Here is a 23,548-nt window from a genome sequence, read left to right as displayed (position 1 = left end):
GACTGGTATCAGGGAGTGGGACGACCATGGGTAAGAAGGTCACTGTCGTCGGGGCTGGCTTCTACGGCTCCACCACCGCACAGCGCCTGGCCGAGTACGACGTCTTCGACACCGTAGTGATCACCGACATCGTGGAGGGCAAGCCCGCGGGTCTCGCACTCGACCTCAACCAGTCGCGGGCCATCGAGGGCTTCGAGACCAAGGTGGTCGGCGTGACCACCGGCCCGAACGGCGAGGGCTACGAGTCCATCGAGGGCTCCGACGTCGTGGTGATCACCGCTGGCCTGCCGCGCAAGCCGGGCATGAGCCGGATGGACCTGCTGGAGACCAACGCCAAGATCGTGCGGCAGGTCGCCGAGAACGTCGCCAAGTACGCCCCGAACGCCGTCGTCATCGTGGTCTCCAACCCGCTGGACGAGATGACCGCGCTGGCGCAGCTCGCCACCCAGTTCCCGAAGAACCGGGTGCTCGGCCAGGCCGGCATGCTGGACACCGCCCGGTTCAGCAACTTCGTCGCCGAGGCGCTGAACGTGCCGGTGGCGTCGGTCCGCACGCTGACCCTGGGCTCGCACGGCGACACCATGGTCCCGGTGCCGTCGAAGAGCACGGTCAACGGCAAGCCGCTGCGCGAGGCGATGCCGGCCGCGCAGATCGAGGAGCTGGTCGTCAAGACCCGCAACGGTGGCGCCGAGGTGGTCGCGCTGCTTAAGACCGGTTCGGCGTACTACGCCCCGTCCGCCGCGGCGGCCCGGATGGCGAAGGCCGTCGCCGAGGACTCCGGCGAGGTCATGCCGGTCTGTGCCTGGGTCGACGGCGAGTACGGCATTTCCGGCGTCTACCTGGGTGTCGAGGCCGAGATCGGCGCCGAGGGCGTCAAGCGGGTCGTCGAGACCGACCTGGACGCCGACGAGCGGGCCAGCCTCCTGGCGGCCGCCGAGGCCGTCCGCGCCAAGCAGGGCGACGTCGCGAACATGTGACCGCACCAGACAACCCCGAAGGGGCGCGCCCGGCTGTGCCGGCGCGCCCCTTCGCATCTCCCACCCACCCACCCGGCCTTCGGCCCACCCTCAGCCCGTCGATCATGAAGTTGTTGCCGGCCCACCCGGCGTGTCGGAGCAATAACTTCATGATCGACGGCGGGGTCGGGGGCGGGGGGCGGGGGCGGGAGGCCGGCGGGGGTGGGGGTTAGGCGGGGGTGAAGGGGGTGCCCAGGTGGGGGGTGGCCAGGGTGGCGGGGGAGAGGGCCTTGAGCAGGGTGGTGCGGGAACGGCGGGCCGCGTCGGGGTCCTCCTCGTGGGCGTACGACAGGACGGGGTCGACCAGTTGCACGGCGTGCACCAGCAGGTCGCCGGTGAACAGCATCCGCTCGTCGGCAGCCGTCAGGAGCACCGACTGGTGGCCCGGGGTGTGCCCCGGGGTGGGCAGCAGGCGTACCGCCGGGGTGAGGGTCGTCTCGCCGTCCACGACCCGGAGCTGGCCGGCGGCGCGCAACGGCGCGACCAGGCCGGCCGGCAGCCCTGGATTGAGCGTCTCGGCGGCGTCCAGCTCGGCGCGCTGCACCAGGTAGCTCGCGTTCGGGAAGTACGGCCGCCCCGGCGTACCGGTCACCGCCCACCCGATGTGGTCGCTGTGCAGGTGCGTCAGCACGACCGTGTCGACGTCGGCCGGGTCGATGCCGGCGGCGGCCAGCTCGGTGGGCAGTCGACCGGGTACGGGCGCCCAGCTCGCGGCGGGCGCGTCGGCCGGGCCGATCCCGGCGTCGACCAGGGTCACCGGCCCGTCGCCGGTGCGGATGGCGAAGCTGCGAAACGGCAGCCACCACTGCCCGTCGGCGGTCACCGAGGTGGGGTCGCGCCGGTCGGCCTCCCGCCAGTGCGCCGCCGTGGCGTGCGGAAACGCCTCCGTCCGGGGCTGGAAGAAGGGACCCTCCCCGTCGGTGAGGGCGGTGACCGTGATAGACCCGAGGGTGCGGCTCAGTGGCATCGGGCGATGATGTCAGGAGATTTCCGCGCCGTGCAGCCCGGTTTCCACCGGCCGGCCGAGGCCGGCTGGGGGCTGCCGGCCTGTTTCCAGTACGCTCGTACTGCTTGAGCACGTGTCCCCCGAGAGGAGCGCCGGCCGATGGCGAAGATCAAGGTAAACAACCCGGTCGTGGAGCTCGACGGCGACGAGATGACCCGGATCATCTGGAAGCAGATCCGGGAGCAGCTGATCCTGCCCTACCTCGACGTCGACCTGCACTACTACGACCTGTCGATCCAGCACCGCGACGAGACCGACGACCAGGTCACCGTCGACGCCGCCAACGCCATCAAGGAGCACGGCGTCGGCGTCAAGTGCGCGACCATCACCCCGGACGAGGCCCGGGTCGAGGAGTTCGGCCTGAAGAAGATGTGGCGGTCGCCCAACGGCACCATCCGCAACATCCTCGGCGGCGTCGTCTTCCGCGAGCCGATCATCATGTCCAACGTGCCGCGGCTGGTCCCCGGCTGGACCAAGCCGATCATCATCGGCCGGCACGCCCACGGTGACCAGTACAAGGCCACCGACTTCGTCGTCCCCGGCCCGGGCACGGTGACCATCACCTACACCCCGGCCGACGGCGGCGCGCCCATGGAGATGGAGGTCGCCAACTTCCCCGGCGGCGGCATCGCCATGGGCATGTACAACTACGACGAGTCGATCCGGGACTTCGCCCGGGCCTCGTTCCGGTACGGCCTGGACCGCAACTACCCGGTCTACCTGTCCACCAAGAACACCATCCTCAAGGCGTACGACGGCCGGTTCAAGGACATCTTCGCCGAGGTGTTCGAGAACGAGTTCAAGGCCGAGTTCGACGCCGCCGGCATCACCTACGAGCACCGGCTGATCGACGACATGGTCGCCGCCGCGCTCAAGTGGGAGGGCGGCTACGTCTGGGCCTGCAAGAACTACGACGGTGACGTGCAGTCGGACACCGTCGCGCAGGGCTTCGGCTCGCTGGGTCTGATGACCTCGGTCCTGCTCTCCCCGGATGGTCGTACCGTCGAGGCCGAGGCCGCGCACGGCACGGTCACCCGGCACTACCGGCAGTGGCAGAAGGGCGAGAAGACCTCGACCAACCCGATCGCGTCGATCTACGCCTGGACCCGGGGCCTGGCCCACCGGGGCAAGCTGGACGGCACGCCGGCGGTGACCGAGTTCGCCAACACCCTGGAGCAGGTCATCGTCGACACGGTCGAGGGCGGCCAGATGACCAAGGACCTCTCGCTGCTCATCTCGCGCGACGCCCCGTGGCTGACCACCGACGAGTTCATGAACGCGCTCGACGAGAACCTGGCGCGCAAGATCGCCGCCTGATCCAGGCGTACCGCTTCAACGGAGCCCGTCGGCACCCGCCGGCGGGCTCCGGCGTGTCCGCGGTCGACACACCGCCCGCGTCACCCCGGCCGGCGCGCCTCGTTGACCAGGGTGGACGAGATGCCAGTCGCGTCCAGGAAGGTTGACCGCGGTCGACCCGCGGCATGCGTGCCGATCAGCCAGCCTTCCCGGCTGTGTCGTGCACAGCCAGCCGTCCCTTCCCTGCGGGGGGCCCAGTCCCGGGCCCCCCGCGCCCTGTTCTCCGGCCGCTTTCAGGCGGCGCGCAGGAAGCCTGACTCAGGCGGCGCGCAGGAGGGCCTGTCTCAGGCGGCGCGCAGGAGGTCGGCGGCGCGTTCAGGGGAGATGTCGTTGATGAAGACGCCCATCCCGGACTCGGAGCCCGCCAGGTACTTCAACTTGTCCTTGGCGCGCCGGATGCTGAACAGCTGAAGGTGCAGGTGGCCCAGCTCGCGGTCGATCCGCACCGGCGCCTGGTGCCACGCCGCGATATACGGCATCGGCATGTCGAACAGCCCGTCGAAGCGGCGCAGCAGGTCCAGGTAGAGCGGCCCGAAGGCATCCCGCTCGCTGTCGCTGAGCGCCGGGATGTCCGGCACGACGCGGCGCGGCGCCACGTGCACCTCGAACGGCCAGCGGGCCGCCGCCGGCACGAACGCCGTCCAGTGCTCGTTCTCGGCCACCACCCGGTCGCCCGCGGCGCGTTCGGCGGCCAGCATGTCGGCGTAGAGGTTGCCCCCGCCGGTCCGCTCGGCGTGCCGGCGTGCCGCGGCCAGCAGCGCCCGGGTGCGCGGCGTCACGAAGGGGTACGCGTAGATCTGCCCGTGCGGGTGGTGCAGGGTGACACCGATCTCGACGCCCCGGTTCTCGAAGCAGAACACCTGCTCCACGCCGGGCAGTTCGCCGAGCACCTCGGTCCGGTCGGCGAGCGCGTCCAGCACGGTGCGGACCCGGCGCGGGGGGAGGCTCGCGAAGGAGGCGTTGTGGTCCGAGGTGAAGCAGACGACCTCGCACCGGCCGAGGCCTGGCCGGACCGGCGTGAGCGGGGTGATCTCCCCGGGCTCGTCGGCCACCCGGCCGCTCAGCGACGGGAAGCGGTTCTCGAAGACCACCACGTCGTAGTCGGGGGCGGGGATCTCGGTCAGGCGGTCGCCCACCGACGGGTCGAGCGGGCACTCGTTCGCCGGCGGGAGGAAGGTGCGGGTCTGCCGGTGCACGGCGACCGCCACCCATTCGTCGGTCAGCGGGTCGTAGCGCAGTTGGGACGCGGGGGGCGGCGGCGGAAGGTCCCGGCGGTCCGGCTGGTCGCGGACGGCGTCGTCGCGCTCGTCGAAGTAGATCAGCTCCCGGCCGTCGGCCAGGTCGATCGCGGTGCGCTTCACTGCGCCGTCCCCTCACTCGTCGGCGTGCGCGTCATGCGGCCCGCCCCCGTCAGGTTCACAATGATCAATTCGCCCACCTGTTCCTCGAGTACCCGTCGCGCGGGCGGAGGCAACCGGTCGTCGCTCACCAGCACGTGCGCCGCGGCCAGCTCGACGATCGAGGAGATGCCCACCGTGCCCCACTTGGTGTGGTCGGCCAGCACCACCAGCCGGTCCGCGGCCGCGACCAGTGCCCGGTCGGTCTCCGCCTCCATCAGGTTCGGGGTGGTGAAGCCGGCCCGCTCGCTGATGCCGTGCGTCCCGAGGAAGAGCAGATCCAGGTGCAGCGTCCGGACGGCGCCGACTGCGAGCGGGCCGACCAGGGCATCCGAGGGCGTGCGTACGCCCCCGGTGAGCACCACCGTCTGGTCCGGCCGACCGCCGGCGTGCAGGATCTCGGCCACCGGCAGCGAGTTGGTCACGACGGTCAGGCCGGGCACGTCGACCAGCCTTCGGGCGAGCTCGGCGGTGGTGGTGCCGGCGGAGAGCGCGACCGCGGCACCCGGCCGGACCAGCTGGGCGGCCCGGTCCGCGATGGCGGCCTTCTCGGGCAGCTGGCGGACCGACTTGGCGTGGAAGCCCGGCTCGTCGGTCGAGCTCGGGCCGGCCGCCGTGGCGCCACCGTGCACCTTGGCCAGCAGGCCGCGCTCGTGCAGCGCCTCCAGGTCCCGCCGGATGGTCATGTCGGAGACGCCGAACTCGATTGCCAGCTCGGTCACCCGGACGCCGCCCGTCGACCGGACCCGCTCCAGGATGGCCGCCTGCCGCTGCTGAGCGAGCATCCGCCGTGCCTCCCGGGTCCACGTACTCTCACGCGGTCAAACGTGTTCCAACAAAGATGAACACTAGCGCGTAGCCGGCAGCGGTGGAAGGAACGGGGTGGGCGCCGCCTCAGGCGGACGGAGTTTTGATCTCCACCCAGCCGGTCTCGGTCAGGTGGTGCAGCACGGCCTGCACCGCCTCCGGCACGCTCAGGTCGGTGGTGTCCACCACCAGGTCGGCGTCCGCCGGCTCCTCGTAGGGGTCGTCGATGCCGGTCATCCCGGTGAGCAGGCCGGCCCGGGCACGCGCGTATAGGCCCTTGCGGTCCCGTTGCTCGCACACCTCGAGTGGGGTGGCGACGTGCACCAGCACGAAACCGGCCCCCGCGGCCAGGGCCATCTCCCGAGCGGTGGCGCGGCCCGCCGCGTACGGGGCGATCGGGCAGCAGATGCCCACGCCGTGGTGCCGGGCGATCTCGGCCGCCACCCAGCCGATCCGCCGGATGTTGAGATCCCGGTCGGTCTTGCTGAAGCCCAACCCGGCGGAGAGTTCCCGGCGCACCACGTCCCCGTCGAGCAGGGTCACCGTCCGGTCGCCGCTCTCGCGTAACACGTCCGCCAGACCCCGGGCGATGGTCGACTTGCCGGAGCCGGAGAGGCCGGTCAGGAAGACCACGAGGCCCCGGTGCCGGCGCGGCGGCCGGGCCCGGGCCAGCTCCTTCGCCACCGCCGGCGGGGTGTGCCACTCCGGCAGCGGGAAGCCCCGGTCCAGCAGGTCGTCGATCTCCTCCTGGGTCAGCGCGAGACGGCGGTTGCGCGGGGGGATGTCCTCCCGCCAGCGCCACTGCCCGTCCCGGTTGTCGTACGCCAGCTCGCGCGGCACCAGCACCCGCAGCCCGGCTCCGGAGAGCATCTCCCCGGTGGAAAGCAGGTGGGTGACCCCGTACGCGGCGGAGACCCTGGCGCGCAGCAGCGCGTCGGCGATCTCCTCCCGCCGGTGCGACAGTGGCACCGCGACCAGGGTGGCCGGCGGCATCCGGTCCCGGGCGGCGAAGATGCTCCGCACCAGAGCCTCCGGCGGGAGCCCGGCGACGCCACCCTCACCGACCGGAATCATCACCAGCAGGTGCGCGGCAAGGGTGCGCGCGGCGTGCGCGATCTGGGCAAGCTGTGGCCGGTGCAGCGGCCGGTCGGCGATCACCCCGAGCACCCGGCCCGGCGGCAGCAGCGCGCGGACCTCCTCCGGGCTGCGGCGCAACCGCTGGAACGGGCCGTGGCCACCGTCACCCAGCCGCCAGACCTGGCCGCCCACCCCGGCCACGCCCTCGCGTACCGGCCAGACGTCCGCCACGTCCAGGGCGGCCACCGGCGCGCCCTCGCCGTCGGTCAGCACCAGCGCCCGGCGGGCCGGGTCGCGCGGATCGAAGCCCTGGGCCAGCGCGGCGGGCAGCTGGAGGGTCACCGCGACCTGCCACGGCGTGCCGTCGGCCAGCCGGCCCCGCCGGCTGACGGAGACCAGGTCGGCGCGGGTCATGAAGCCGGTGAGGGGGGCGTACGCGCCGGTCAGCAGCAGCTCAAGATCCGCGAGCTCACCGGGACGCGGCGTGTACGCCGGCGCGTCCCGGAGCACCTCGTCGGGCAGCACCCAGCCGTTGCTCATCCACACCCCCCACTCGCTGACCGGCACACAGTTTCGCAGCCGACCGTCGATCGGTCGAGGCCGCCACTCCACGACCCGGGCGAACGGGTCAGCGGCGGATCCGGCGACCCACCGCCGAACGCAGCCGGTTCCAGATTTTCCGCTCGTCCCGGATCCGGGGCGGCGCGCCGTCGGCCCGGCAGATGAACAGCAGCGGCAGACGGGCGTCCTCGGTCCAGCCGGCGTTGGTGATCCGCGCCTTGAGGAACCAACTGCCCCGGGTCCGGCCGCCGTTGAGGGCGCCGAAGTCGATCGTGGTGGTGGCCCGGTGCACCAGGTGGACGGAGTCCGTCCCGTCGGGTGCGCCGACCCGCTCGATCTGGAAGGTCACCGGCAGGAAGATCTCGTCACCGGTCTCCCGCCGGCGGGCGACCACATCCAGCCGGGCCTTGCGCACCTGCGTGGTGGAGTCGAGCACCTCGGGGGCGATCTCGTCGACCGGGAGCACCAGCACGTCGCGCCCGTCGTCCGCGCGGAAGCCGATCGGCTCGTCCGCGGAGCGAATCTCGGCGGCGACGCTCACCGTGACGGCCCGGTCATCCAACTGGAGCGCGTCCACCCTGCCGTGCCCGGCGATGCCCGCCTCCCAGCGGGCCAGCCGGCGCAGGTCCGCGAATCGGCCCCGCTCGGTCAGGTACGCCACGGCCCGCTGCAGCGGCGGCAGGCCGGCGGCGACGCCGGGGGCGAACCGGTCCTGGATGACCTTCTGGGTCTCCAGGGCGACCTGCTCCAGCCAGTCCTCGGGGGCTTCGAGCAGCCGCTTGCCGCGTAGCCGGTTGATCATCTCGTTGCGCAGCCAACGCCGGTGCAGCCGGTCCCGCAGCGGTCCCGGCTCGGTGTTGGCGTCCACGATGTCCAGCGCGTCGCGCACGCTCTCGAAATAGCTGGACGGCTCCAGCAGGGCCGAGGTGACGTTGCGCGCGTCGCCCCGCTGGGCGTGGTGGTAACAGGTGTAGTCGGACAGCACGCAGGTGCGGCGGGACAGGAAATAGGCCCGCACCACCACCGAGTGGTCCTCCAGCCGGCGCTTGCCGCCCTCCGGGAACCGCAGCCCGTGCTCGTTCAGGAACGATCGGCGGAACAGCTTGTGACACGTCAGGCTGTCGATCAGCGGGGCGTTCTGCAGCGTGGCGTCGAAGCGGTTCTTCCGGAACAGCTCCCGCGGCACGCTCCGCCCGTGCCCCGCCATCTTCCCGATCACCAGGTCCGCGTCGTACGTCTTCGCGCAGTCGTGGAGCCGCTCCAGCGCCTGGTCGGCAAACCAGTCGTCGTCGTCGGCGAAGAAGACGTACTCGCCGCGCGCCCGCTCGATGCCCAGGTTGCGCGGCCGCGACGGCCAGCCCGAGTTTTCGGTGTGCAGCACCTGGATGTGTGGGTGTGCGGCCGCCAGTCGATCCAGCCGCTCGCCCGTGTCGTCGGTCGAGCCGTCGTCGATGAAGATCACTTCGAACTCGTCGGCGGGGAGCGACTGGCGCAGCAGCGAGGCCGTGAGCTTCTCGATGTGCGGCCCGCAGTTGTACGCCGGCACGACGACACTCACCTTGGGGACGCCCACCTCGACCATCACGATCCCTCCCGCGTCGGCGGTCGTAAATCCCCCGGAACAACTGCCCGGTGAACGGGTAGTGAATCGTGCCACCCGGACCGGGTCTTTCCGGCGGCGGGGTCGGGCCGAACGCGGGACCGGCGCAAACGTCGCCCGCACCGAAAAACGCACCCTAGGGGTCGGCCGCCGCGAGGATCAGGGGAGCGCCGGGGGCGCGCCGGTGTCCGCGGGGGCCATCGACTCCCTACGCTGGGCATCGTGACACTGATCGCGACCCAGTCGCTCACCAAGACGTACGGAGGTCGGGTCACCGCGCTCGCCGACCTCACCGTCGCCGTCGAGCCGGGGATCATCGGCCTGGTGGGCGCGAACGGCGCCGGCAAATCCACCTTGATCAAGATCCTGCTCGGCCTGATCGCCCCGACCAGCGGTCAGGTCTCGGTGCTCGGCATCGACCCGACCGCCGACCCGGCGGCGGTCCGCGCCCGGGTCGGCTACATGCCCGAGCACGACTGCCTCCCGCCGGACCTGTCCGCCGCCGAGCTGGTCACCCACCTCGGCCGGATGAGCGGCCTGCCGCGCACCGCGGCCCGCGAGCGGGCCTCCGAGGCGCTGCGGCACGTCGGGCTCTACGAGGAGCGCTACCGCCCGGTCGGCGGCTACTCCACCGGTATGAAGCAGCGGGTCAAGCTGGCGCAGGCGCTGGTGCACGACCCCGACCTGCTGCTGCTCGACGAGCCGACCAACGGCCTCGACCCGGCCGGCCGGGACGCCATGCTCGCGCTGGTGCACCGCATCGGCACCGAGTTCGGCATCTCCGTGCTGGTCTGCTCGCACCTGCTGGGCGAGGTGGAACGGATCTGCGACACGCTGATCGCCATCGACGGCGGCCGGCTGCTGCGCGCCGACCACATCTCCGCCATGACGTCGGCGACCGACGTGCTCGCCGTGGAGGTCAGCGAGGGCACGGAGGAGCTCGCCGCCCGGCTCGCCGCGCTCGACCTGCCGGTGGCGCGGGACGGCCGGCTGCTGCTCGTACCGCTCGCCGACGACAGCACCTACGACCTGATCCTCGGTGCGGTCGCCGAGCTGGACCTGCCGCTGCACCGACTGGACCAGCGCCGGCACCGGGTGGCCGAACTCTTCGCCACGAGGGAGCTCTCCCATGCCTGAGCCGTCAACCGCCGCGCTGCGCTCCACACCGACCGGCGTCATCCACGACATCGGCTACCAACGCTACGAGGGCCCACGGCTGGGCCGCCGGCACGTCTTCGGTGCGCTCTACCTGCACGGGCTGCGCACCGCGTTCGGGTTCGGGCGCAGCGCCAAGGCGAAGATCTTCCCCTGGCTGGTGGTCGGCATCGTCACCCTGGTCGCGGTGGCACTGGCCGCCGTACGCAGCCAGATTGGCGAGCCGGTCGCCACGTACGCCCAGTTCGCCGACGCGATGAGCTGGCTGGTCCTCTTCTTCGTCGCGGTCGCCGCGCCGGAGCTGGTCTCACGGGACCTGCGCAGCGGGGTGCTGCCGCTGTACTTCTCCCGACCGCTGCCGCGCGGTGACTACGCGCTGGCCAAGCTGCTGGCGCTGATCACCGCGCTCTGGCTGCTGCTCGGCGGGCCTCAGCTGGTGATGTTCCTGGGCGCCGCGTTCACCACCAAGGAAGGCCTGCGCGGGGTGTGGAACGAGCTGCTCGACCTGCTGCCGGGGCTGCTCTACGCCGGGCTGTGGGCGGTGGTGTTCGCCTCGATCGGGCTGCTGGTCGCGTCGATGACCGGCAAGCGGGCGTTCGCCGCCGGCGGTGTGGTCGCGGTCTTCCTGATGACCACCCCGATCGTGGGCACGCTGAGCATCCTGCCGTCGCGTACGGCCAACGAGCTGGCCGGGCTGGCCTCGCCCTCCACCCTGGTGCAGGGCGTGGGCATCTGGTCGCTGGGCGATCTGCTCGTGGAGGGTGACCAGGGCGGCCCGTCGATCGGCGGCTTCGGTCCGGTCTACGCCCTGGCCGCGCTGCTGCTGGTCGCCGGCGCGACCGCCCTCCTGCTGGCCCGCTACCGGAAGGTCGCCTCCTGATGAGCACGCTGAGCCTGACCGGGGTGTCCCGGTGGTACGGCAACGTGGTCGCCGTCAACGACATCAGCATGGCCCTCGGGCCGGGAGTGACCGGGCTGCTCGGCCCGAACGGTGCCGGCAAGACCACGCTCCTGCACATGATGGCCGGGTTCCTCTCCCCGTCGCGGGGCACGGTGACCCTGGACGACGAGCCGACCTGGCGCAACCCGAGCGTCTACCGCCGGTTGGGTCTGGTCAGTGAGCGCGAGGCGGTGCAGGGCTTCCTGACCGCGTACGAGTTCGTGCTGGCCAGCGCGAAGCTGCACCGGTTGGCCGACCCGGCGGCGGCGGCCCGGCGGGCCATCGACCTGGTGGAGCTGGAGTCCGCGCAGGACCGCCGGATCGGCACGTACTCCAAGGGCATGCGGCAGCGGGCCCGGGTGGCCGCCGCGCTGGTGCACGACCCGCAGGTGCTGCTGCTCGACGAGCCGTTCAACGGGATGGACCCGCGCCAGCGACTGCACATGATGCAGCTGCTGCACACCCTGGGCGACGCCGGCCGGACCATCCTGTTCAGCTCGCACATCCTGGAGGAGGTCGAGCAGGTCTCCGGGACGGTGCAGGTGATGGTGGCCGGCCGACTGGCGGCCTCCGGTGACTTCCGGACCATCCGCCGGCTGATGACCAACCGCCCGCACGTCTTCGCGGTGCGCTCCACCGACGACCGGGCGCTGGCCGTCGCGCTGATCGCCGAACCGTCGGTGAGCGGCGTCGAGCTGGACCGCACCGGCCTGACCGTGCGCGCCGGCGACTACGGTGCCTTCACCCGGGCGCTGCCCCGGATCGCACTGACCCGGGGCATCCGGGTGCGCCAGCTGGTGCCGTCCGACGAGTCCCTGGAGAGTGTCTTCTCCTACCTGGTGGAGGCCTGACATGTCGACCATTACCTGGATCACCGCGCGCGGGCTGTTCGGCCGGCGCCGGTTCCTGCTGCTGCTCCCGCTGCCACTGGTGCTGTTGGGGCTGGCCGTGCTCTGCCGGTCGCTGGGGGTGGACCCGGGCGAGTGGGGCCCGCCGGTGCTGGTCGGCCTTGGGTTGGCGGTGGTGCTGCCGGTCGTGTCGCTGATCATCGGCACCGGTGTGCTAGGCGCGGAGATCGACGACGGCACGGTGGTGCACATCCTGACCAAGCCGTTGCCGCGGTGGCAGATCGTGCTGCCGAAGCTCGCGGTGGCCGCCGGGGTCACCGCGGCCACCGTCGCGCTGCCGCTCTACGTCGCGGGCGTGCTGGCCGATTCGGTACGCCTCGGTCTGGCCTTGGCCGCCGCGGCGGCGCTCGGCGCGCTGGCGTACTCGGCGCTGTTCCTCGCGCTCAGCCTGGTCACCCGGCGGCCGGTGCTCCTCGGCCTGGTCTACGTGCTGATTTGGGAGGGGCTGCTGGGCAACTTCGTCAGCGGCACCAAGGTGCTCTCCATCCAGCAGTACGTGATCGCCCTCGCCGACCGGCTCGCCCCCACCGGGCTGATGGAGACCACGGTGTCGGTGCCGGTGGCGTCGGTGATGACCGCGCTGGTCAGCGTCGGCTTCACCGTGCTGGCCATCGACCGTCTCCGCTCGTTCAGCGTGGCCGGCGAGACGAGCTGAACCCGGTGCGAGGTGCTGTTCCGGCCAGCCACCCTCCGGCGGTAGGGCTGGCCGGATGGACCGGTAGGGGCGTCGCGGGCCAGGCTGGTGGGCGTGAGCGTCGAAGTGGAGCAGACGTCGTTGGCTGAGCCGTACTCCCGCAGCAGCCGGCCCTGGCTGACCAGCCTGGCCGTCGCCGGGCTGGCCTGCGCCACGGTCGCGACGGCAGCCCAGGGCAGCGGACGGTTCCACTGGTGGGCCGGGTTCGTCCTGATCCCGGGCGCGCTGATCGCGGCCAGCGGTGGGCCGCTGCTGGCCCGGCGCGGGGGCCGGGCCTTCGCCGGGTACGTCATCGCCTGCGTCGGCACGCTGGTGTTCGCGGTGGGCGCGCTGCTGATGTTCGGTGTGATGGGCCGGGGCTGGCCGGTGTTGGTGGTGCTGCCCTGCCTGGCGGTCGCCGGCACCTACCTGTGGCGGGCGGCCCACCCGTTGGCCCGCGGCCTGCACCGGGCGGTGGCCCTGCTCGCGCTCACCGGCGCGCTGCTCGGCCTGACCCTGCAACTGATCCGGGTGGATCTGATCCACCTGGAGACCGGCTGGTGGGGTGCGTTCCTGATGCTGGCCGGGGCGATCGTGTTGGGCAACGCCGTCGAGCTGACCCGGCACCGGATGCCGTACCGGCTCCAGGCGATCACCCTGCTGGTCGGTCCGGCGGTGGTCTCGTTCCTGCTCGGCCTGCGCTTCCTGCGCGGCTGGTGAGCTGTCAGGAAGGGCCCCTTCCTCTGCATCAGGCGTTAAGAAGAGGCCCTTCCTTGCCGCTCAGAAGGCGCAGGCGATGACGAGCTCCGGGGTGCGGTCGGGGAGCAGGTCGAGCTTGCCGATCCGGCCGGCCGCGCGCAGGTCGTCGGCGACGAGGGTGAGCTGGTCCAGCAGCGCCGCGGGGCCGAGCGCCTCGGCCAGCGGCACCTCCGCCTTCATCGACAGCTTCCGCTCCGACTTGGCCCGCCGCACCTGGCTCAGCGCGTCGCCGGCCAGCCGCAGCAGCGCCGGTTCGCCCGTCCCCTCGATCGTCCGGGCCACCTCATGTGTGGTGGGCCAGGGCGCCCGGTGCACCGAGCCGTACCGCCACCAGGACCAGACCTCCTCGGTGACGTACGGCAGGACCGGGGCGAACAGCCGCAACTGCACCGACAGCGCCGAGGCCAGCGCCGCGCGGGCCGAGTCGGCCGCCGCTCCGGTGCCGTACGCGCGCTCCTTGACCAGCTCGATGTAGTCGTCGCAGAACCGCCAGAAGAACGCCTCGGTGGCCTGCAACGCGGCCGTGTGGTCGTAGGAGTCGAAGGCGGCGCTCGCCGCGGCGACCACGGTCGCCAGCTCGGCGAGCATGGCCCGGTCCAGCGGAGCGGTGGCCGGGGCGCGCAGCGCGTCCGCAGCGCCCAGCCCGAGCGCGAACTTCGACGCGTTGAGCAGCTTGGTGGCCAGCCGCCGGCCGACCTTGATCTGTGCCGGGTCGAACGCCAGGTCCATGCCGGGTTTGCCGCTGGCGGCCCAGTAGCGCACCGCGTCCGAGCCGTGCTGCTCCAGCAACGCCAGCGGGGTGACCACGTTACCCTTGGACTTGGCCATCTTCTTGTGGTCCGGGTCGAGGATCCACCCGGAGAGCACGGTGTCCCGCCAGGGCAGCACCCCGTGCTCCAAGTGCGATCGGACCACGCTGTCGAAGAGCCAGGTCCGGATGATCTCCTGCCCCTGTGGGCGGAGGTCCATTGGGAAGACCTGGGCGAACAGCTCCGGGTCGGTCTCCCAGCCGCCGACGATCTGCGGGGTCAGCGACGAGGTTGCCCAGGTGTCCAGCACGTCCGGGTCGCCGACGAAGCCGCCGGGCCGGCCGCGCTGCGACTCGTCGTAGCCGGGCGCCGGGTCGCTGGACGGGTCGACCGGCAGCGCGGACTCGTCCGGCGTGAGAGGGTGGGACCAGTCCGGCTCGCCAGCGCTGTCGAGCCGGTACCACACCGGCACCGGCACCCCGAAGAAGCGCTGCCGGCTGACCAGCCAGTCGCCGGTCAGGCCGCCCACCCAGTTGTCGTAGCGGTGCTTCATGTGCGCCGGCACCCAGTGCAGTTCCTCGCCCCGGGCCAGCAGCGTCGCCCGCAGCTCGGCGTCCCGTCCGCCGTTGCGCAGGTACCACTGCCGGGTCGAGACGATCTCCAACGGCCGGTCGCCGCGTTCGTAGAACTTGACCGGGTGAGTGATCGGGCGCGGCTCGCCGATCAGGTCACCCGCGTCGGCGAGCATCCCGGCGATCTCCCGGCGAGCACTGTTGACGGTCTGCCCGGCCAGTGCCGCGTACGGCTGCGCCGGCACCCCGGCGGGCGGCTCGGGGAGCAGCCGGCCGTCCCGGCCGATCACCACCCGGGTGTCCAGCCGCAGCTCTCGCCACCAGGTCACGTCGGCCAGGTCGCCGAACGTGCAGACCATCGCGATGCCGGTGCCCTTGGCCGGGTCGGCGAGCGGATGGGCGTACACCGGCACCTCGACGTCGAACAGCGGGCTGCGCACCGTGCCGCCCACCAGGTCGGCGTACCGCTCGTCGTCGGGGTGGCAGACCAGCGCCACGCAGGCCGGCAGCAGCTCGGGCCGGGTGGTGTCGATGAGCACCTCTCGCCCCTCCGAGCTGGTGAACCGCAGCCGGTAGTAGGCGCCGGGTCGTTCCCGGTCCTCCAGTTCGGCCTGGGCGACCGCGGTCGCGAAACCGACGTCCCACAGCGTCGGCGCCTCCGCCTGGTACGCCTCGCCGCGGCGCACGTTGCGCACGAACGCCCGCTGGCTGGTCGCCCGAGCCACCCGACCGATCGTGGTGTACGTCAGGGACCAGTCCACGGAGAGCCCGAGCCTCCGCCAGAGCGCCTCGAAGGCCTGCTCGTCGACAACCGTCAGCCGCTCGCACAGCTCGATGAAGTTGCGCCGCGAGATCGGGGTGGGGTCGCGGCGCGCCGCCTCGTCGATCGGCGTCGCCGGCGGCCGCCACACCGGGTCGTACGGCAGCGCCGGGTCGCACCGCACCCCGTACACGTTCTGCACCCGGCGCTCGGTGGGCAGGCCGTTGTCGTCCCAGCCCATCGGGTAGAAGACCGCCTTGCCGCGCATCCGCTGGTAGCGCGCCGTGGTGTCGGTGTGCGTGTACGAGAAGACGTGCCCCATGTGCAGCTCGCCCGATACGGTCGGCGGTGGGGTGTCGATCGAGTACACCTCGGCCCTGCGAGCATTCCGGCTCGGCGCGTCCGACGCCGCGCCACGACCCGGAACAGTCACCTTCGAGCGGTCGAACGCGTACGTGCCCTCCTCCTGCCAGCGGTGCGCCCAGGTCTCCTCGAGCCCGTCCAGGGTCGGACGCTCGGGGACACTGGCGCGGGCCGTCCTTGCCGTATCGGTCATCCTGCGATCGTAGGCAGGGGCCAACGGCCGGACCACGGGTTAACGCTCGTGCCACGATGGATTTCGTGCCGACGCCTCCGCTGGGCCCTCATGAGCCGGCAACCGCTGGACGAGGTGCGGCACGTCGATCGTCGGTGACCGACCGGCTTGCGCCGGTCGGTCACGTCACCGGGCGACCGGACCGTCCACCGGGCCGGAGGTGGCCAGCCGGATCCGCAGCCTTTCGCCGCTGCGGGCGTTCGCCCGATCCAGGATCGTGGAGATCGGGGCGTAGAAGTTCTTCTCGTTCGGGTTGGTGCAGGCGCCCTGCCCCGGGTCGCCGTTCGAGAGGATGCCCAGCGCCTTGCCGTCGGCCTCGGTGAACAGCGGGCCGCCGCTGTCTCCCGGCCTGGCACAGATCTGGACGTCGATGCCACCGCTGCTCTTGCCGATGATCTCCCCGCACCGGGTGCCGGGCACGTAGCCGGCCCCGGCGCCGGAGTCGACGTACTGCTCACCGGCCTTCGGCGTGTACGCCGACCCGGTCGCGCAGACCACCCAACCGGTCTGGATGTCCTTCCACGGCACGTAGCCGGTGATCGGCACGTCCCGGCTGCCGCGGGTGGCGCACTGCTTGTTGTCCGGAACGCACCAGTAGTTGACCAGGCTGGGCCCCGCGGTGGCGCCCCGCGGGTACGCCCATCGGGAGAGCGCCCCGGTCTGGTACGGCATGATCGCGTAGTCGTACGGGTAGGCGTTCTCGGCCAGGTCCGGGTTCGGCGCCTCCACGTTCACCGGCACCTTCGGGCCGAGGAACTGGTGCCAGGTCCGGTCCACCTGCTGATGCCGTCCGCCGACGACGCAGTGCCCCGCGGTCAGCACGTACGCCTCGCGCACTCCGACGATCAGGTTGAAGCCGGTGGTGCAGCCACCGACGCTGCCGTCGTCGCGCGGCACGTCCAGGCGGATGCCGCCGCGCATCGGCGCCTGCGGGCAGTAGCGCGGGTCACACGCCTTCGGCACGTTGGTCGCCGGGGTCCGGGCCTGGGTCCGGGTCGGCACCCCGGCGGCGCGGCGCGCCTCGGCGAGGCGCGGTTCGTCCGCAGCGATCCGGTCGCCGGTGAGCACCACGACCTCGTTGGCCTGTTGGTCCACCACCACGTCCGAGCCGGGGGACGCGTCGAGTGCGGCGGCGACACCGGTTGCGGCCTCGGCAAGCTGACTCAGCGTGTGCCGCACGGCGACCACCCGGACGTGCGTCCGGTCCGGTACGTCGGCCACGGCCGCCTGGACCGCCGCGACGTCGGTCGCTCCGACCGTGAGCACGCCGCCGGCCGCCTGGTCGAGCCACATGCCGCCGTACGAGCGCGGGACCTGCTCGGTCAGCCGCGCGGCGAGGGGCGCGGAGAGTTCCTGGAGGGCGAGCCGCCGGGCCGCCTCGGTCGCGGAGATCCGGTAGCGGTCCTGCAGGTACGCCACCGACGCGGGCGCCGCCTGAGCCACCACTTCGGTTGGTCGGGCGCGCACCGGCCCGGAAGTGGGCTCCCGCTGCGGCTCCGTCTCCGTCTGCCGGGCGGGCGCGGCTCCAGCGGAGGCGGTCGCGCCGGGTGGCGCGGTCGGTCCGCTGGCTGTCGCGCTGCCCAGCCCTTCCTCAGCCGCGGCCGCGGCCGTGGTCACCGCGGGGCGCTCGGCGCCGTCCCCGGTGGTCACCGCGACGGCGGCCCCGATCAGGCCGGCGATGGCCAGCCCAGCCACGATCATGCGTCCCCGTGTGCGCACCCCGTGCCCTCCCCCGTGCGTTCGGCGGTGCCCGACCTGAACAAACCAGTCGTCGATGCCGGCCGCACCGGGCGGTGTGCGACCGACGAGCCGTGATTGTAGCTACAACAGCGATTCCCGCCACTGCCGGTGCAGGGCGGCGTATCGGCCACCGGCGTCGGCGAGTTGGCCGGGCGGACCGTCCTCGACGACCCGCCCGCCGTCGAGGACGAGCACCCGGTCGGCGGTCTCCACCGTGGAGAGTCGGTGGGCGATCACCAGCGCGGTCCGGTCCCGCAGGATGGTGCCGAGCGCGCGCTGCACCAGCCGCTCGGTCGGCACGTCCAGCGAGGACGTCGCCTCGTCCAGGATCAGGACGGTCGGATCGGCCAGGAACGCCCGGGCGAACGCGACCAGCTGCCGCTGTCCGGCGGAGAGCCGGCCGCCGCGCCGGTGCACCTGGGTGCCGTACCCCTCGGGTAGTGCGGCGATGAATTCGTGCGCGCCGATCGCCCGGGCGGCGGCCTGCACCGCGGCGTCGTCGGCGTCCGGCCGGCCGAACCGGATGTTCTCCGCCACGGTGCCGCTGAACAGGTGGTTCTCCTGGGTCACGAGCACCACCGCGCGGCGGAGGTCGGCGTCGCTGACCTCGCGCAGGTCGATCCCGTCCAGCCGGACCGTGCCGGCGTCCGGGTCGTGGAACCGGGCCACCAGCTTGGCGATGGTCGACTTGCCCGCGCCGGTGGGCCCGATCAGCGCGACGGTCTGCCCGGCCGGCACGGTCAGCTCCAGTCCGGCGAGGATCGGGGTGTCCGCGCGGTAGCCGAAGGAGACCGCCCGGAAGGTCAGCTCGCCGCGGCCGGCGCCGGTCGGCAGTGGCACCGGCCGGGCCGGCTCGGCGACCGCCGGCCGCTCGTCCAGCACCCCGGCCAGCTTCTCCAGGGCGGCGGTGGCCGACTGGAGCGAGTTGTAGAACTGGCTGAGCTCCTGCATCGGCTCGAAGAAGCGACGCAGGTAGAGCAGGAACGCGGCGAGCACTCCGACCTCGGTGCGTCCGCCGAGCACCCGCCAGCCGCCGTAGCAGAGCACCACCGCCACCGTGACGTTGCCGATCAGCTTGATCGCGGGGGAGTACGTGGCGATCAGCCGGAAGGCGTGCAGGCTGGTCGACCGGTAGTCCTCGCCGAGCGCCACGAAGATTCGCTGGTTACGCGGCTCCCGGCGGAACGCCTGCACGGCCCGGATGCCCCGCATCGATTCGACGAAGTGCACGATGACCAGCGCGACCGCCTCCCGGGTCCGCCGGTAGGCGCTGGCCGACGCCTGAGCGAACCAGCGCGAGAGCCAGAACAGGAACGGGAAGGCGAGCAGCGTCACCGCGGCCAGTGGCAGGTCCAGCCAGAGCAGGATGGCGGCCACCGACAGGATCGACAGCCCGGCGAGCACCAGACTGTCGATCCCGCCGTCGACCAGCTCGGCGATCGAGTCGAGGTCACTGGTGAGTCGGGAGACCATCCGGCCGGAGGTGTACCGCTCATGGAAGCCCACCGACAGCCGCAGGAAATGCCCGAACACCCGCTGCCGCAGGTCCAGCAGGACGGCCTGGCCGATCCGGGCGGACAGGGCGAGGAAGCCGCGCCGGGCCGCGTACTCGGTCACCGCGGCGGCGGCGAACGCCCCGGCGACGGCGGCCAGCGGGCCGGGGTTGCCGGCCCGCAGCGGCGCGATGGCCCGGTCGATGCCGATCATGACCAGGTACGGGCCGGCCATCGCGGCGGCGTTCTGGGCCAGCAGGAGGCCGACCGCGGCGGCGAGCCGCCTCCGGTGCGGGCGGAGCAGGTCGGCCAGCAGTGACCGGCTGTGCCGGCGCAGCCGGGCGACCGCCTCGGGGCTGTTCTCCTCGGCCCGGCTGCGGTCGGCCTCCGGGTCGGTGGCCGTCCCGCGCCAGCGGGTCAGCTCGGGCTCCTCCCCGGGCGGATCGGCCTGCTCCGGCACGCTCACGAACGCACCAGCCCCCGTCCATCCACAGTGGGCGTCGCAGGCGTCGCCGGCCCGGTAGCCGCGGGCGGCGGTGGCTGCCCGGCTGGCGGCTCGGCGGCCAGCAGGGCCCGGTAGGCCGGTACGGTCGCCAGCAACTCGGAGTGCCGGCCGATCGCGGTGATCCGCCCGCCGTCGAGCAGGGCGACCCGGTCGGCCAGCGCGATCGTCGACGGCCGGTGCACCACCAGCAGCGCGGTGCTGTTCCGCAGCACCCGCCGCAGCGCCGCCTCGACCAGCGCCTCGGTGTGCACGTCGAGGGCGGACAGCGGGTCGTCCAGCACCAGCAGTGCCGGGCGACCGAGCACCGCCCGGGCCAGCGCCAGCCGCTGCCGCTGGCCACCGGAGAGGGACAACCCCTGCTCACCCACCCGGGTGGCCAACCCCCACGGCAGGTCGTACGCGAAGTCGGCCTGGGCCAGCGTCAGGGCGGCGCGAACCTCGTCGTCGCCGGCGTCCGGGCGCCCCAGGGTGAGGTTTTCCCGGACCGACATGGAGAAGAGCGTGGGCTCCTCGAACGCCACCCCGACCAGTCGGCGCAGTGAGTCGAGCCGCAGCTCGCGCAGGTCGTGCCCGTCCAGGGTGATCCGGCCGCCGGTCACCTCGTGCAGCCGGGGCACCAGGGAGAGCAGCGTGCTCTTGCCGCAGCCGGTGGCACCGACCAGCGCCAGCGTCTCGCCCGGCTCGATGGTCAGGTCGATCTCGCGCAGCACCGGCGTGGCCGTGCCCGGGTAACGGAACGCGACCCGTTCGAAACGGAGTCGACCGTGGACCGCGTCGCGGGGCAGGGCGAGCGCGCCGGGAGAATCCACGATCTGCGGCGGGGTGTCCAGCACCTCCTGGATCCGGTCGGCGGCGGTGGCCGCCTCTTGGCCGTTGGCGATGATCCAACCCAGTGACTGCACCGGCCAGATGAGCATCAGTTGGAGGCTGACGAACGCGACCAGCTCGCCGATGGTGAGCGCCCCCCGCGCGGCGGCGGCCGCCCCGGCCACCAGCACCACGCCGAGGGTCAGGTTGGGCACCAGGTCGAGCAGCGCCGCGGTGTTGGCCAGCAGCCGACCCTTGCCCACGCCGGTGTCGTGCAGCGTCCGGGCGCCGCCGGCGAAGCGGGCGGCCAACTCGACCCCCCGGCCGTACGCCTTCATGGTGCGCAGGCCCTGCGCGGTCTCCTCGACCAGGGTCGCCACGTCGCCCTGCTGATCCTGCATCCGGCGGGACGCGGCGTGGTAGTGCCGGCCGAACCGGCGGCTGATCAGCAACAGTGGCACCGCGCTGGCCGCGACCAGCAGCCCGAGCGCCGCGTGCAGGTGGATCAGCAGCAGCACCACCACCAGGTAGGTGGTCAGGTTGAGCACCAGGAAGAAGACGCCGAAGGAGAGGAACCGCCGGATCACCGAGAGGTCGCTGGTGATCCGGGAGAGCAACTGGCCGGACTGCCAACGGTCGTGAAAGCTGGTCGGCAACCCTTGCAGGTGCGCGTAGACGTCGGCGCGCAGCGCCGCCTCCATGCCCACCGCCGAGGAGGACTGCACCCAACGGCGGATGAAGATGAGCACCGCCTCGACCACGCCGAGCAGCAGCGCCAAACCACCGAGCTGGAGCAGGCCGGCGGGATCGTGCCGGGCCACCGGCCCGTCCACCACCCGCCGCACCACCAGCGGTACGGCGATCCCGGCCGCGGTGCCGGCGAGCCCGGCGACCAGCAGCCAGGCGAACTCGGTGGCGTACGGGCGCAGGTAGCGGCGCAGCCGCCAGAGGTTGTGCACGGGGTGGGGGCCCGCGGCGACCCGGGCGGCCGGGTCGCCGTCGCTCTCCGCAGGCACTACCCGACGGTAGCGTCAACGGGTGTCGATGCTTGTGTCAGGTTGTTGTCAACCGCCGCTCATGACCGAGAAGCCACTTCTTCACGTCCAGCCCCCAGCGGTAGCCACCGAGCGTGCCGTCGGTACGCAGCACCCGGTGGCAGGGCACGAACAGCGCCACCGCGTTACGGGCGCAGGCGGCCGCAGCGGCCCGCACCGCCGGCGGCCGGCCGGCCAGCGCGGCGTACCCGGTGTAGGTGACCGGGCTGCCCGGCGGGACCTCGCGCAGCACCTGCCAGGCGTGCGCCATGAACTCGCCACCGGTGCTCTGCCGCACCGGCACCGCGTCGATGGCGGTGAGGTCACCGTCCAGGTAGGACCGGACGGCCACGCTGACCGGGCCGAGGTCGGCGCGCGGTCGCAGTGCCGCCCGCAGGGTGGGGTGGACCAGGGGCAGCAGCGCCGCCGGGTCCGGGGTGAAGCCGGCCGCCCGGACCTCACCGTCCGGACCGGCGAGGATGCTCAGCGGGCCGGTCGGTGTGTTCAGCACGGTGCTGTCGATGCTCATGCCGCTCTCCAGAGTCTGATCGTGGCGTAGGACCGCCAGGGGCGCCAACGTTCGGCGTACGCGTCGAGGGTCTTCGCGGTGTCCGGCAGGCCGAGCGCGGCCGCGCCGCGTCGGACCGCCAGGTCGGTGGGGAGCAGGACGTCCGGGTCGCCGAAGGCGCGCATGGCCAGGTAGCCGGCGGTCCACGGGCCGATGCCGGGCAGCGCCAGCAGCCGCTGGACGGTCTCCTCGCGGTCACCGCCCGACGCCAAGTCCAGCTCCCCGTCGGCCACCGCCCGCGCCAGGGCGCGCACCGTCTCCCGCCGCCCGACCGGCATCCCGAACCCCTCATCCGGCACCCCCAGCACCTCCTCCGCACTGGGAAACCCGCGGAGACCGCGTTGATCATGAGGTTGACCGGGGGTTCGATCTCCGTCCGACCCGCCAACCTCATGATCGACGCGGTCGCGGGCGGCCAGCAGGCGGGTGAGGGTGGTGCGGGCGGAGGTGACCGAGACCTGCTGGCCGACGATGGCGCGGACCGCCAGCTCGAAGCCGTCCACCGCGCGGGGTACCCGGATGCCGGGTTCGGCGGCGACCGCCGGGGCGAGCGCCGGGTCGGCGGCGAGTGTGGCGTCGATGGCGACCGGGTCCGCGTCCAGGTCGAGCAGCCGGCGGCAACGGGCCACCGCCGGCGCCAGGTCGCGCAGGTCGGCCAGGCGCAGGGTCGCCGCCACGTGCCCGTCCGCCGGTGTCAGCGCCACCTCGCCGGCGCCGTGCGGCAACCGCAACCCACGGCGGTACGTCCCGTCGCGGACCTCCTCCACCCCGGGCAGCGCCCGCACCGAGAGGAAGTCCAGCAGCGCCCGGGCGTGCAGCGGCGGACGGTACGCCAGCCGGAGCGTGATCGTTCCCGCCCCGACCGGCGCCTGGTGCCGGCCGCGGGCCGCCCGCAGCTCGGACGGGGCGATCGCGTACACCTCGCGGACCGTGTCGTTGAACTGCCGCACGCTGCCGAAGCCGGCGGCGAACGCGATCTCGGCCATCCCGAGGCCGGTCGTCTCGATCAGGACCCGGGCGGTCTGCGCCCGTTGGGCCCGGGCCAGCGCGAGCGGACCGGCACCCATCTCGGCGCGCAGCATCCGGTGCAGGTGCCGCTCGGTGTAGCCGAGCCGGGCGGCCAGCCCGGGGATGCCGTCCCGGTCGACCACCCCGTCTGCGATCAGTCGCATCGCCCGGCCGACGACGTCGGCGCGGACGTCCCACTGGGGCGAGCCCGGTGCGGCGTCCGGCCGGCAGCGGCGGCAGGCGCGCAGCCCGGCGCCCTGCGCCGCGGCGGCGGACGGGAAGAACCGGACGTTCTGTCGCTTGGGCGTGGTCGCGGGGCAGGACGGCCGGCAGTAGATCCCGGTCGACGTCACGCCGGTGTAGAACCAGCCGTCGAACCGCTGGTCACGGCTGTCCACGGCCCGGTAGCACCGCTCGAAGTCCATCTCCACGTCACCGATGATGCTCCGCTCCGCGGGCTGT

18 protein-coding genes are annotated in these 23,548 nt (G+C 72.7%); 7 read left to right on the top strand and 11 right to left on the bottom strand.

The genetic code is table 11. The features are described from left to right. Positions 1–26 precede the first annotated feature (26 nt). Positions 27–977 (top strand): malate dehydrogenase, encoded by a 951-nt coding sequence (locus BUS84_RS19095; protein WP_074314392.1) that lies wholly within the window; start codon positions 27–29, stop codon positions 975–977. A 208-nt stretch (positions 978–1,185) separates the two neighbouring features. On the opposite strand, the gene BUS84_RS19090 is transcribed toward BUS84_RS19095, so the two are convergent. Further along, positions 1,186–1,983 (bottom strand): MBL fold metallo-hydrolase, encoded by a 798-nt coding sequence (locus tag BUS84_RS19090; protein WP_074314390.1) that lies wholly within the window; start codon positions 1,981–1,983, stop codon positions 1,186–1,188. Positions 1,984–2,121: 138 nt separating this feature from the next. Here BUS84_RS19090 and BUS84_RS19085 point away from each other — a divergent pair, with 138 nt between their 5' ends. Further along, positions 2,122–3,339 (top strand): NADP-dependent isocitrate dehydrogenase, encoded by a 1,218-nt coding sequence (locus BUS84_RS19085; protein ID WP_074314388.1) that lies wholly within the window; start codon positions 2,122–2,124, stop codon positions 3,337–3,339. Positions 3,340–3,662: 323 nt separating this feature from the next. Here BUS84_RS19085 and galT read toward each other — a convergent pair whose 3' ends face one another. The 4 genes from galT to BUS84_RS19065 form a co-directional block, all read right to left on the bottom strand. Continuing rightward, positions 3,663–4,739 carry a galactose-1-phosphate uridylyltransferase gene (gene galT, locus BUS84_RS19080; protein ID WP_074314386.1) on the bottom strand — a complete coding sequence of 359 codons (1,077 nt, stop codon included), beginning with the start codon at positions 4,737–4,739 and terminating at the stop codon, positions 3,663–3,665. Continuing rightward, a complete protein-coding gene (locus tag BUS84_RS19075; RefSeq protein ID WP_074314384.1) occupies positions 4,736–5,560 on the bottom strand; it encodes a DeoR/GlpR family DNA-binding transcription regulator in 825 nt (274 codons plus the stop codon). Before BUS84_RS19075 ends, galT begins: the two co-directional genes overlap by 4 nt. Positions 5,561–5,669: 109 nt before the next feature. Next, positions 5,670–7,199, bottom strand: coding sequence for an adenylyl-sulfate kinase (gene cysC / locus BUS84_RS19070; protein WP_074318929.1), 1,530 nt, complete (start codon positions 7,197–7,199; stop codon positions 5,670–5,672). An 88-nt stretch (positions 7,200–7,287) separates the two neighbouring features. Next, positions 7,288–8,802: a glycosyltransferase family 2 protein gene (locus tag BUS84_RS19065; protein ID WP_074314382.1), complete on the bottom strand. Its 1,515-nt coding sequence runs from the start codon at positions 8,800–8,802 to the stop codon at positions 7,288–7,290. A gap of 240 nt (positions 8,803–9,042) precedes the next feature. On the opposite strand from BUS84_RS19065, the gene BUS84_RS19060 reads away from it, so the two are divergent. The 5 genes from BUS84_RS19060 to BUS84_RS19040 all read left to right on the top strand — a co-directional run bounded on the left by BUS84_RS19060 (position 9,043) and on the right by BUS84_RS19040 (position 13,216). After that, positions 9,043–9,957, top strand: coding sequence for an ABC transporter ATP-binding protein (locus BUS84_RS19060; RefSeq protein WP_074314380.1), 915 nt, complete (start codon positions 9,043–9,045; stop codon positions 9,955–9,957). After that, on the top strand, positions 9,950–10,855 hold the full coding sequence (locus BUS84_RS19055) for an ABC transporter permease (RefSeq protein WP_074314378.1): 906 nt from the start codon (positions 9,950–9,952) through the stop codon (positions 10,853–10,855). The genes BUS84_RS19060 and BUS84_RS19055 overlap by 8 nt, the downstream gene beginning before the upstream one ends. Continuing rightward, on the top strand, positions 10,855–11,766 hold the full coding sequence (locus BUS84_RS19050; RefSeq protein ID WP_074314376.1) for an ABC transporter ATP-binding protein: 912 nt from the start codon (positions 10,855–10,857) through the stop codon (positions 11,764–11,766). Before BUS84_RS19055 ends, BUS84_RS19050 begins: the two co-directional genes overlap by 1 nt. Before the next feature lies 1 nt (position 11,767). Beyond that, on the top strand, positions 11,768–12,478 hold the full coding sequence (locus BUS84_RS19045) for an ABC transporter permease subunit (RefSeq protein WP_074314374.1): 711 nt from the start codon (positions 11,768–11,770) through the stop codon (positions 12,476–12,478). 93 nt (positions 12,479–12,571) lie between these two features. Next, entirely contained in the window at positions 12,572–13,216 is a 645-nt protein-coding gene (locus BUS84_RS19040) for a hypothetical protein (protein WP_074318928.1), read from the top strand. A gap of 60 nt (positions 13,217–13,276) precedes the next feature. Here BUS84_RS19040 and valS read toward each other — a convergent pair whose 3' ends face one another. The 6 genes from valS to BUS84_RS19010 all read right to left on the bottom strand — a co-directional run bounded on the left by valS (position 13,277) and on the right by BUS84_RS19010 (position 23,517). Next, the gene (gene valS / locus BUS84_RS19035) at positions 13,277–15,892 is read right to left on the bottom strand and encodes a valine--tRNA ligase (protein ID WP_074314372.1); all 2,616 of its coding nucleotides are present in this window, start codon (positions 15,890–15,892) and stop codon (positions 13,277–13,279) included. Between the two features lie 165 nt (positions 15,893–16,057). Further along, a complete protein-coding gene (locus BUS84_RS19030) occupies positions 16,058–17,632 on the bottom strand; it encodes a trypsin-like serine protease (protein ID WP_074314370.1) in 1,575 nt (524 codons plus the stop codon). 120 nt (positions 17,633–17,752) lie between these two features. Beyond that, complete coding sequence (locus tag BUS84_RS19025; RefSeq protein WP_074314368.1) at positions 17,753–19,630, bottom strand: ABC transporter ATP-binding protein; 1,878 nt, start codon at positions 19,628–19,630, stop codon at positions 17,753–17,755. Continuing rightward, complete coding sequence (locus BUS84_RS19020; protein WP_074314366.1) at positions 19,627–21,492, bottom strand: ABC transporter ATP-binding protein; 1,866 nt, start codon at positions 21,490–21,492, stop codon at positions 19,627–19,629. The genes BUS84_RS19025 and BUS84_RS19020 overlap by 4 nt, the downstream gene beginning before the upstream one ends. A 37-nt stretch (positions 21,493–21,529) precedes the next feature. After that, positions 21,530–22,039, bottom strand: coding sequence for a methylated-DNA--[protein]-cysteine S-methyltransferase (locus BUS84_RS19015; RefSeq protein WP_074314364.1), 510 nt, complete (start codon positions 22,037–22,039; stop codon positions 21,530–21,532). Continuing rightward, the gene (locus tag BUS84_RS19010; RefSeq protein WP_074314362.1) at positions 22,036–23,517 is read right to left on the bottom strand and encodes a DNA-3-methyladenine glycosylase 2 family protein; all 1,482 of its coding nucleotides are present in this window, start codon (positions 23,515–23,517) and stop codon (positions 22,036–22,038) included. Before BUS84_RS19010 ends, BUS84_RS19015 begins: the two co-directional genes overlap by 4 nt. Positions 23,518–23,548 lie beyond the last annotated feature (31 nt).

Origin of the sequence: Micromonospora cremea, assembly GCF_900143515.1 — a bacterium.
Taxonomy (GTDB): domain Bacteria; phylum Actinomycetota; class Actinomycetes; order Mycobacteriales; family Micromonosporaceae; genus Micromonospora; species Micromonospora cremea.
This window is presented reverse-complemented; position numbering and strand designations above follow the sequence as displayed.